The organism is Paraburkholderia sp. (genome assembly GCF_034668105.1).
Taxonomy (GTDB): Bacteria; Pseudomonadota; Gammaproteobacteria; order Burkholderiales; family Burkholderiaceae; genus Paraburkholderia.
The window spans coordinates 1-10,792 of the sequence record NZ_JAXDPY010000320.1; the positions used below are offsets into that span (position 1 = coordinate 1).

At 60.5% G+C, this 10,792-nt stretch carries 9 protein-coding genes and 3 pseudogenes; 5 read left to right on the forward strand and 7 right to left on the reverse strand.

Features of this window, described 5'->3' with window-relative positions; genetic code table 11:
- The 4 genes from maiA to QOC89_RS14675 all read right to left on the reverse strand — a co-directional run.
- Positions 1-599 (reverse strand): maleylacetoacetate isomerase (gene maiA, locus QOC89_RS14660; protein ID WP_323045668.1); only part of this gene is annotated, 599 nt, incomplete at its 3' end.
- 1 nt (position 600) lies between these two features.
- Positions 601-1,314 (reverse strand): fumarylacetoacetate hydrolase family protein, encoded by a 714-nt coding sequence (locus QOC89_RS14665; protein WP_323045669.1) that lies wholly within the window; start codon positions 1,312-1,314, stop codon positions 601-603.
- Positions 1,315-1,340: 26 nt separating this feature from the next.
- A complete protein-coding gene (locus QOC89_RS14670) occupies positions 1,341-2,540 on the reverse strand; it encodes a 3-hydroxybenzoate 6-monooxygenase (RefSeq protein ID WP_323045670.1) in 1,200 nt (399 codons plus the stop codon).
- Between the two features lie 60 nt (positions 2,541-2,600).
- Positions 2,601-4,178, reverse strand: coding sequence for an MFS transporter (locus tag QOC89_RS14675; protein ID WP_323045671.1), 1,578 nt, complete (start codon positions 4,176-4,178; stop codon positions 2,601-2,603).
- A gap of 29 nt (positions 4,179-4,207) precedes the next feature.
- On the opposite strand from QOC89_RS14675, the gene QOC89_RS14680 reads away from it, so the two are divergent.
- The 3 genes and pseudogenes from QOC89_RS14680 to QOC89_RS14690 all read left to right on the forward strand — a co-directional run.
- A complete protein-coding gene (locus tag QOC89_RS14680; protein ID WP_323045672.1) occupies positions 4,208-5,116 on the forward strand; it encodes a LysR family transcriptional regulator in 909 nt (302 codons plus the stop codon).
- A gap of 207 nt (positions 5,117-5,323) precedes the next feature.
- Positions 5,324-6,466 carry a porin gene (locus QOC89_RS14685; protein WP_323045673.1) on the forward strand — a complete coding sequence of 381 codons (1,143 nt, stop codon included), beginning with the start codon at positions 5,324-5,326 and terminating at the stop codon, positions 6,464-6,466.
- Between the two features lie 87 nt (positions 6,467-6,553).
- Positions 6,554-7,048: pseudogene (locus QOC89_RS14690) on the forward strand (IS6 family transposase); the annotation flags it as partial.
- A 97-nt stretch (positions 7,049-7,145) separates the two neighbouring features.
- Here the strand turns inward: QOC89_RS14690 and QOC89_RS14695 are convergent.
- Together QOC89_RS14695 and QOC89_RS14700 are read right to left on the reverse strand one after the other, a co-directional pair.
- Positions 7,146-8,330, reverse strand: a complete 1,185-nt coding sequence (locus QOC89_RS14695; protein ID WP_323045674.1) for a serine hydrolase domain-containing protein — start codon at positions 8,328-8,330, stop codon at positions 7,146-7,148.
- A 214-nt stretch (positions 8,331-8,544) separates the two neighbouring features.
- Complete coding sequence (locus QOC89_RS14700) at positions 8,545-9,057, reverse strand: cupin domain-containing protein (RefSeq protein ID WP_323045675.1); 513 nt, start codon at positions 9,055-9,057, stop codon at positions 8,545-8,547.
- A gap of 439 nt (positions 9,058-9,496) precedes the next feature.
- Here QOC89_RS14700 and QOC89_RS14705 point away from each other — a divergent pair.
- Together QOC89_RS14705 and QOC89_RS14710 are read left to right on the forward strand one after the other, a co-directional pair.
- Positions 9,497-9,607, forward strand: a pseudogene (locus QOC89_RS14705) (aconitase family protein); the annotation flags it as partial.
- A pseudogene (locus QOC89_RS14710) lies at positions 9,607-10,228 on the forward strand (IS6 family transposase); the annotation flags it as partial. The pseudogenes QOC89_RS14705 and QOC89_RS14710, both read left to right, overlap by 1 nt.
- A gap of 129 nt (positions 10,229-10,357) precedes the next feature.
- Here QOC89_RS14710 and QOC89_RS14715 read toward each other — a convergent pair.
- A partial coding sequence (locus QOC89_RS14715; RefSeq protein ID WP_323045676.1) for an IclR family transcriptional regulator domain-containing protein occupies positions 10,358-10,792 on the reverse strand: 435 nt, incomplete at its 5' end.

Here is a 10,792-nt window from a genome sequence, read left to right on the forward strand (position 1 = left end):
GGATGACGCTGGCAGTGATCGTAGAGGCGCTGGATCCGCGGGAAGCGGTCGAGTTGATATGAGGCCCGCAATGCATTGGCGACTTGCGGCACGATGCAACAGTCGGCGAGCGTGGGTGTGTCGCCGACTGCCCAGCGATCACGATCGGACAGGCACTCTTCCAGAGCGATAAAGCCGGCCGTCAGCCAATGCTCGATCCAAGCGGACTTTTCCGCATCGGCGATTGCGAGCGTGCCTGCCAGATATTTTTGCACCCGCATGTTATTGAGTGGATGCATGTCGCACGCGACCAGCAGTGCGATCTCGAGCACCTGCGTGCGTACTGGCCCATCGCGTGGCACCAGCAGGGGATCGGGCTTTAACTGGTCGAGGTAGTCGATAATCGCGAGCGACTGCGTGATATGCCGGTCGCCATGGCGAAGCGTCGGGACGAGCCGGTTGGGATTCACGGCCCCATACCCGTCCTGATACTGCTCGCCCGCGCGCAGATTCACGCCGATATGTTGCCACTGTAACTGCTTGAGTCCCATCGCGATGCGGACGCGATAGGCGGCCGAGCTGTTGAAGAAGTTGTACAGATCGAAGTCGGGTTGCTGCATGTCAAATCACCCGCACTTCGATGTCCGTCAAGCCGGCAATACCGCCCCGCATCACTTCGTTCCGCTGCACTGGGCCGATGCCTTCTGGCGTGCCGGTAAAGATCAGGTCGCCGGGCTGCAATTCAAAATACGTCGACAGGTTGGCGACGATTTCTGGAACCGACCACACCAGATTCGCGAGATCGCTGCGCTGCCGATCCTGGCCATCGACCTGAAGCCAGATCTCGCCGCTCGAAGGGTGCCCGACCGATGCTGCGGGATGCAGCAGGGAGACCGGCGCGGACTGGTCGAAACTCTTCCCCAGCTCCCACGGACGGCCCTTGTTGCGCGCGTCGATCTGCAGATCGCGGCGCGTCATATCCAGCCCCACCGCGTAACCCCAGATGTGGTCATTTGCGCGCTCGACGGAGATATTGCGTCCCGCCGTGCCGATGGCGACGACTAGTTCGATTTCGAAGTGGTATTCGCTCGTGCACGGCGGATAGGAAAGCTGAGCCGCATGTCCGGCAGCGGCGACAACGATCGAGTCGGCCGGTTTCTGGAAAAAGAATGGCGGTTCGCGATCCGGGTCGAAGCCCATTTCGCGCACATGCGCGGCGTAATTGCGGCCGACGCAATACACGCGCCGGACGGGGAAACGGCTATTGGTGTCGCCGTTATTGCCAGGCGCGACTGCCAGGGAGGGGACGGTAGGGGGCGACAGAACGAAAGTCATCGAGTACTCCTGGGTGAGGTTGGGAATTACGCTTCGAGGCAGCTATCGGCCTTCCAGCCGTACAGCCATTCGAGCGCGTCGTAGAAGCGTTCGGGTGATCGTCCGCGCCATAGGGAGTTGCGTACGAGTCGTTCGACGCCTGAGGCGTGACAGAGCCGGCCAAACTCGCGAGTCGAGAGCACAACGCGCGCAGTGCGTGCAATACGCGCGTTCTCGTAGAGCGCGAATGCCGCAGGCAGATCACCGGCGCGGGCGCGCACGGCGGCGCCGAGCGTCACTGCATCTTCGACAGCCATGCATGCGCCCTGCGCGAGGTATTGCAACAAGGGATGCGCGGCGTCGCCGAGTAAGGTCGCACGACCGTAGGTCCACCGTGCAATCGGCTCGCGGTCCGCGGTGGCCCAGCGCTTCCATGTCGGCGGCAGTTCGAGCAGTTGATGCGGGCGGGCATCGACGTCGCCGAAATACGAGAGCACTTCATCGCGGCTGCCTTCGGTGACGCCCCACGTCTCCTGCTGCCGGCTATGGAACGTCACGACGAGGTTGTACTGTTCTCCGGCACGCACGGGGTAATGCACGACGTGACAGTTCGGACCGACCCACAGTACGGGCGCGTTCCATTGCATGTCACGCGGAAAATCTTTCGCATCGATCACCGCCCGATAGACGACGTGCCCCGACACGCGTGCATCGTCGCCTACCAGTTGCGCGCGGATCGCCGACTTCACGCCGTCGGCGCCGATCAACGCACAGCCGCTGTAGGTGCGGCCGGACTCGTCGATCGCAGTGACGCCGTCGGTGCTTTGCTCCAGACCGACGATGCGTGTCGACGTGACGAATTCGATCAGATCGGTTTCCTTCACGCCTTCCAGAAGGGAGGTGTGAACGTCCGCGCGATGTGTGACCGCGTACGGATTGCCAAAGCGCCGACGAAACGCGTCGCCGAGCGGGATATCGGCGACCGGTCGGCCGTCGACCGCGTCGATCATCATCATGTGATCGGTATAGACCGCATGGCTGCGTGTCTTCTCGCCGATGCCGAGCGCGTCGAATGCGGCGAATGCATTAGGTCCGAACTGGACGCCGGCACCGATTTCAGCGATCGTCGTCGCCTGTTCAAGTACCTTTACATAGTACCCCTCGCGTGCGAGGGCCAACGCCGCTGCCAGTCCGCCGATGCCGCCTCCGACGACAAGGATGGGCGATTTCTGATTAGTGAGTTTCATAACATTCCTTGGTTGTTGCATGACGACCGGCGCGATCGTTCGGCTCCTTGCACGCCGGCTTTACAGTCGGTTTTCAATAACTGTTCGTTTTGAGCCCGCGTCCTGTCCAGGTAAAGGCGCCACGCTACTGGCGGGGCCGGCGCGACATACGCGCAGCGCGACAATCGCGGCCGCGGCACACACGGCGGGCACTGCGCTGTACAGAAAGATTCGATTGACACTGAATCCACCGGCCAGCAATGCGCCGACGATAATCGGACCCGTGACCTGGCCCATACGGCCGAGCGCCATTGCCCAGCCGATGCCCGTGGCGCGCATGCCGCTTGGATAGGTCAGCACAGCCACGCTGAGCAGCCCCGAACTGCCGGCGCCCATGAAGAAGCCGGATAGGGTCGAAAAAACCGCGAGCAAAGCCATTGAGCCCGTTACGTAGCCCAACGGCGACACGCTCAGCGCACCACAGAGGAACAGCAGCGGCAACGCGATAAATGGTCCGAAGCGATCGACCAGTCGTCCGCCTATGCCGGTTCCCGCTACACTGCCAAGATTAACGAGCCCGACAATCAGTGCCGCGTTATGCTCGTCAACGCCTTCGTTGCGTAACAGAGCCGGCATCCAGAGCACGAGGACAATCAGCAGGACGAAACACATGAAGAAACCGGTCCACAGCAACAACGTCGGTGCGATTCGTCCATGCAGGAAAAGATCCCGAAAGGGCAGAGCACCGACGCGTTCTTCGAGATCGACGAAATGAGTGTTCTGGGTGTCATCGCCGGTGATTCGGCGCACGATGGTCTGAACTTTCTGCAGCCCGTGTTCTCGCCGCAGTAGAAAGGGCAGCGACTCCGGCAAAGCGACGGCCACCAGTGCCGCAAACAGCAACGGAGTTGCGCCTCCCACATAAAACAACGTCTGCCAGCCATATGCAGGCACAATATGCGCGCTGGTCAACGCGCCGAGCGCACCGCCGAGCGGAAAGGCCGCATACAGCACACCGGTCAGTACACCGCGCATCCGTCGCGGCGCGTATTCTGACGACAATGCGAGCAGATTCGGAATTGCTCCACCCAAGCCGAGCCCCGCAAAGAAGCGGTACACCAAAAGTCCGTTTAAATGCGTTGCCTGCGGTGTCAACAATGAAAACGCGGAAAAGATGACAATCGACGTGACCAGCATCCAGCGGCGCCCATAGCGATCAGCGAGCGGGCCGAGCAGGAGTGCGCCGACCATCGCGCCAAACAGGCCGGCGGAAAAGACGCGTCCGAACAGCGCGACTGGAATGTCGAGCGAAACCGACATCGCTTTCGCCGCGAAGCCGATTGCCTGGGTGTCGAAACCGTCCATCAGCACGATCAGAAAACATACGACAAAAATCCTGATGCGAAAGGCACCGAGCGGCTTGCGCTCGATAACCGATTCGACTGACGCGGGAGTGGGATTTGAATCTGGGTTCATGTGTCTCCTCGGATGATCCGAAGTTATTTTCGATTGCATTACACGCGCGACGCCAATACGGTATTCGCGACGCGACCGTGGCGTACTGCGGGGTCCTGGTTTAACCTTCGCCAAACCGGACCTGAGTTCTGCGAAGACCGCCGGCGCAGAACTGTGAACAGAGTTTCGCTGCTGGGAAATCATTCAGCAATACAATGGAGCGAATGACGGTCATGAATAAAATGGATAACTTCGATATGAATCTGCTGCGGGTTTTCGACGCAGTGTGGCGGCAAGGCCATCTGGGAAGAGCGGCTGAGGAGCTAGGTCTTAGTCAACCGGCAATGTCGCATTCGTTGAAGCGTCTGCGTGAGCAGCTCGACGACCCGCTGTTTCTGAAGGTGCGGACCGGCATGCAACCGTCGCCGCGTGCAGTGCAGCTCGCCCCGATCGTCCAGTCAGTGCTGTCCAGCGTCCGCGAGAACCTGCTTAGCGCGCCTCAGTTTGACCCCGCACAGGCGAGGCGCACGTTCACGATCGCGATGTCGGACGTCGGAGAAATGGCGTTTCTCCCACGCCTGCTCGCGCGGCTTGCGAAGGATGCACCGCTGATCGACATCAGGACTATCTCCGCGCCCCATCGCGAACTGATGGATTTGCTGGAGCGCGGGCAGGTCGACCTGGTGATTGGATTTTTCCCCGATCTGGGCGGCTCCGATGTCTTTCAACAACGGCTTTTCGTGCACGGATTTGTTTGTCTCGCCCGCAAAGGGCATCCCGTCGTAAAAGGCAAACTGACGCAAAAGCAGTTTCGCGAGGCGTCGCATGTGGTTGTCCAGACCGAAGGACGCAGCCAGGAACTGGTCGAGGAATTTCTGCGCGAAAAAGGTATCAAGCGCCGCGAGTTGCTGCACTCGCCACACTTTTTGAGCGTTCCAATGGTGATCGCGTCCACTGATCTGATCGTCACTGTGCCGGTTCCGGTGGGCGAGGTATTCGCTCGAATTGCGGACGTGCAGGTGCTAGTGCCTCCATATCCGATTCCGACCTTCGATCTGAGACAACACTGGCATCGGTGCCAACACATGGATCCCGGTAACCGTTGGCTGCGCTCGATCGCGGTCGAATTATTCGGCCGGTGATGGGGCATTGAATACTTAAGGACTGCTGCCGGCGATCCGCAGGTTATTCGTTGAAATAATAGGAGTCATTCCCGCTGTCCCCTTGTCGAATGAGTTTGTCTCCGTGACACTGGTTTCACTCTCTCGGGTATGGACGATCGCGTCTGGAGAGAGAAATGGAGATGCCGTCAATGGCGTTTCAGATAAAAATCAGGATGGTGGAGACAGATGAAGAAGATCGGATTCGCAATTGCCAGCGGCATATTCGTGGCCAGCCTTCCCGCGATCGCGTCGGCGCAAAGCAGCGTCACGCTCTACGGAATCATCGACACAGGGATTGAAGTTGTGTCTCACGCAAATGCACAGGGTGACCGGATAGTGCGGCAGCCAGGTATTACCGGCTCGCTGCCTTCGCGTTGGGGTTTGCGCGGGCAGGAAGATCTGGGTAACGGCAATAGTGTGCTGTTCGTGCTGGAGAATGGCTTCAATGTGCGTGGCGGCGATCTGGGCCAAGGCGGACGCCTGTTCGGCCGTCAGGCATGGGTGGGCATCCGTGGGCCATACGGCACGATATCGCTGGGCCGCCAGTACACGATGACGTATTTTGCGTTGCTCGACAGCGACCTGATCGGACCGGCCATCTATGGCATCGGCTCGCTTGATGCGTATCTGCCCAATGCGCGCAGCGATAACAGCATCGCCTACGTGAACCGGTTCGGCGGACTGTCGATTGGCGCTACCTGGTCGTTCGGCCGTGACTCAACAGGCACGGGCAATTCGCCGGGGCAGGGCACATGTGCCGGTTCGGTGCCAGGAGCGTTCACTCAGTGCCGGCAATGGTCGGCGATGGTCAAATACGACGCCGCGCACTTTGGTGCCGCGATTTCGTACGAGGAACAACGTGGCGGTACGGGTGCGGCGGCGAATTTCTTTGACGGCATCGCGCCTGTGCCTTTGACGAGTAGTAATGACAAGGATGCGCGTCTGCTCGTGAATGGCTATCTGAAGATTGCGAACGCGCGAATCGGCGGCGGCTGGTTGAATCGCAAGGTCGAAACGATCGCGGCCATTACACCCAATGTTCATTCCGATCTGTTCTACCTCGGCGCCAGTTATAACGTGCGTCCCGATGTGATTGCCGAAGCCGAGGTGTACCGGATTGTTAATGCGGCGCAGGACGCGCGCGCGACGCTGGGAACATTGCGTGTTACTTACCTGCTTTCGAAAAGGACCGCAGTATACGCGCAGGCTGCGTACCTCGCCAACAGCCGTAACGCTGCGTATTCGGTCAGCTCTGGCGGAGGCGGGACCACGCCGCCGAAAGGCGTAGGGCAGACGGGTGCGATGGTCGGGCTGCGGCAAATGTTCTAGCCGTCGTGCGTGTCGAGGACTTTTCGGGGTCTTGTCGCGCTAAGGCCCTAGGTTGGACTTTGCATTCGATCGCCAGTGACAAACAAGATGCCCAAGACGAAGGATGCGCCGCGCAAGACGCTGCCTGCTGGCATTGCCAAGGTGCGCAAGCGGCTTCATTATCCGCTGGATGTCATCGCTTTGTGCTTGCGCTGGTATGTCGCGTACTCGCTGAGCCTGCGCAACCTCGAAGAAATGATGGCCGAACGGGGCATCGAGGTGGATCATTCGAGCGTGCACCGCTGGGTCATCAAGCTCGTGCCGTTGTTCGAAAAGGCTTTTCGACGGCACAAGCGACCGGTTGGCAAGAGCTGGAGGATGGACGAAACCTACGTCAAGGTCAAAGGCCAATGGAAATTCCTGTACCGCGCCGTCGACAAGTGGGGCAATACGGTTGATTTCCTGTTGCGCGCCCACCGTGACAAGGCCGCTGCGCGCCGCGACTTCGAGAGGGCGATTGACCAGAACGGCGAGCCCGAAACGATTACCGTCGATAAGAGCGGCGCCAATCTGGCCGCGCTCGAAGGGCTCAACGCCGAGCGGTCGACGGTTCTGTGGGCGGCTGGTGGTGAAATTCCACCGGCCGACCCGGCTATATATAAGCAGCCCTACATAGTGGCGACTTGCTCGTCCTGTCGCCTTATCGAGAAACAACCTCGTAGACCACCGTTTCGAAATCGAGATATCCGCCGATGGCGGTCGCGTCGACAAAGGGAAAGACCTGGGTCGCCCAGAAGCCGCCGACCTGCGTCGTGTGGTCGATCCAGAAATAGCAATTGGCCAGCCCCGCCCATGCGAGTGTTCCCGCAGGGCGCCCGGTCGGCGCGGGCTCGTCGTTAAGCATGAAGCTGAGAGCCCAGGATTTTGACATGCCGGGAAAGAATTCAGCGTTGTTGGAAAGCGACGGGATCACGCCGGGCAAGGCTTTGATCTTCTTATCGCCAAGACCGTTCTGCACTGCCATGGCGACGGTTTCCGGCTTCAGCACGCGGCCGTGATCGCCCATCCCGTGATTCAACCACATGCGGATGAACCTGATGTAGTCTTCGACGGTCCCGTAGAGCCCGGAGCCGCCCATATCCACCTCGGGGTTCGCCGTAGGCCCGAAATTCATCAGCGGCTCCAGCGATGCGTCGGCGCCGCGCTGGTGCACACGTGCCAGCCGCTCGCGCATTGATGGCGTGAGAGTAAATGCCGTACTCGTCATACCGAGCGGCGCGAAGATCCGCTCCTGCATCACCTCGCCGAGACGCTTTCCGGCAATCGCCTCGACGACCTGCCCCGCCCAGTCGACCCCACTGCCGTATTCCCAGCGCTCGCCGGGATCGAAGAGGAGCGGCATCATCAGGGACGCCTTCCTGGCCGTGCCCGTTGACGGCAGGCCGAGGCTCTGTCGCAACCGCAGATAGGTCTCGTTGAAAACGTCGTTGGCAAACCCGGCGGTGTGAAGAAGGAGCATGCGGGTTGTGATGTCTCGCTTCGGCGCGCGCAGAACCGGCTTGCCGTCGGCGTCGAATCCCTCGAGCACCTCAAGCTGGCCGAGCTCCGGCACGTAGGCTTTCGCCGGTGCGTCGAGATCGAGCCGGCCCGCCTCCGCGAGCTGAAGCACTGCGGTGGCGGCGATCGCCTTGGTGGCCGAATACATCGCGAAGACCGTGTCGGTCGTCATCGGCACGCCGCTGCCGAGGATCCGCTCTCCAGCCGCACCGGCATACAGCGTGCCGGTGCGGTCAGTCACCATTGCCACCACGCCCGGCAGACGCGGCTCGCCAGCAACGACGCGGGACAGTGCGGCGTCGCAGGCTTGTTTGAGGCTCTCGGTCACTAATGTATCTCCAATTCACACATTGTCGCGGCACTTCAGCCGCTTATTCAAAGGCTTGATGCAGCCGGCGATGACGCCGCCGAGGTTGCACCGGAACGCACGCTGCGCCGAGGTATGCTTCCATGAACGAGGCCATGGCCGGCATCCGTCGGGCTTGCCAGCGCCGAGGCGACGGCGCGGCTTTCGAGAACCTCAAGGCGGAAGAGCGCTGCTTTCAGACGCGCCCGCCGGCGCGGATCACCGCGACTTCTTCATCGTTCAACGGTGGGCCAATGATATCCATCCCAGCCTCGGATGCGACCGTGACGAGCTCAGCCTGATCCGCGAGAGTAAGGTTCCGCTCAACGATGTGCTCGAAGAACGGCTCGAACTCTCCGGGCGTCACGATCACCTGGAACCGGACCCGCTCGTCGCCGTATGAGCGCCAGGCGTGCGGCACGCCCTTGGGCAGCATGACCACATCGCCTGGCCCGGCTGTGCGGCATTCGCGCGGCGTCCACACCGCGATAGTGCCTCGCTCCATCAGGATGATCTCATCGTCCTCACGATGCAGATGGCGCACTGGTCCGAAGCCTGCGGGACATTCATAAACAAGCATCGATAAGCGCCCATCGGTCTGGGCGCCGCGGAGGCGCACGCGTGCGTGCTCGCCCCACGAAGTGGTGGCGAAACCGGAGACAGTGGGCGAGTCGACGAGAAGTGGAGCGAAATCCGAGAACTCATTCATGGGAATTGACATCCGAGAAGAAGGAAGTGGAAATATTCAGTGAGGAGACGTGCCCGATCAGCGAGGAGCAAAAACCCTCATCACGGACGATGACACGATCGGGAAAGGCCCATGCAATGGCCGTCGTAGGGCGCTCGGCAGACTTCAATATTCCTCTCCATGCTAATTCGATTTTCGTCGAGTATTCGGTGCGCGAATATGTGGCCGGCAACTTCGGTCTAAGGACGTTGCAGACGGCTCATTTATTCGCTACGTGCAATTTTATGCGCTAGTCGAAATATACAGACGGCTCTTAGCCGCGCCAATTAGTATTTCCCCTGGCGCATAGTTTTTCGTCTGGCGAAACAATCGCCGGCGTCAGGTGTGGACAGTCACCGGGAGCTTAAAGAGCGGTTGGACGGCTTTTTTGTAGGTGCCGACCAAAGCCAGGCCCATACCTGGCTCGTGTACCAATGCCCGAATCGAGGATCTGCGCAACGCCGCGCGCGGGCTGCGCGGTCGCAAGGTCGCCCGGCGCATCCTCCAGGCGCTGGTCGTGCCCGGCTCCGGCTGCTCTTCGAGCGCGGTGTGACCCTCAGTACGAGACGATCCGATGCAGGTGCGCCAAGTTTGGTGAAGGCTTTGCTCAACGGGTAAAAGCGGCGCGACGCAAGTCGGGTGGCACGTGGCATCTTGACGAGATGTTCGTCACGCTGCGTGGCGAACCGTACTTGCTGTGGCGTGCGGTCGACGAGCATGGCGCCGAACTCGACGTCCTGCTACAAAAGCGGCGCGACAAAGCCACGGCCAGACGCTTCTTCAAGCGTGTGATGCGTTCATGCCCGACGCTTCGCACGATCGTCATCGATCAGCTGCGCAGCTATTCAGCGGCAAAGGCGGAAATTCCGGAACTTGTCAGCGTGAAGCATGTGTTCGTCAAGGCGGCACCCCGGGTGAACAACCGGGCTGAGAACAGCCACCAACCAAGGCGTGAACGTGAGCGTCGCATGCGTGGTTTTCGAGACCCAAAACGTACGCAGGAATTCCTTTCGTGCTTCGGGCCGATCCGGCAACATTTCGCGCTCAAGCGGCATCTGCTGCGCGCTTCACTGTATCGCAAACAGCTTGCAGCAGGTTCGCTGACTGGCGCGAATTCACTCAACTCGCCCAAAATCCGTCGACTGGATTCTAAATGATCACCACACCTGCCGCCTTTCCGTCTCATGCTCGGCAAGTTGACAAGAGCCGACAGACTGTTCAGCGAACACGCACCGATCCGCGCCAGCTGAGCTGACTAGCTTAACGTCCTGGTTGGCAACGGCTACGTCGCGCGCCAGGATGAGCGGATCGAATGGACAAGAGCAGGCGCCCTGCGAAGCGCCCATTCGATATGGGCCCGCGCCTCCCTCAAGGCCGGCGGGCGCGTGGCAATCAAATCCTCGATCGTGGTGCGGTCTGTCTCGGAGGAGCAGTTGATCGCAGCGATCACGTTTCCTTGGGGATCGCAAACCGGCAACGCGATCGATACGACACCCAGTTCGATCTCGTCCTGCTGGGTGGCGAAGCCGTCGGTCAGGGCCTTTGCGAATTCCCGAGCGAGGTCGTCACGCTGGACCACGGTTTTAGCCGTATATTGCGGAAAAGGCGCGCGCGCCAGGAGACGCTGCTGTTCTTCGATCGACTGGTTGGCCAGCAAGATCCTCCCGAGCGACGTGCAGAAGGCAGGCAGCCGATATCCCACGGACGCCCGTCGCGT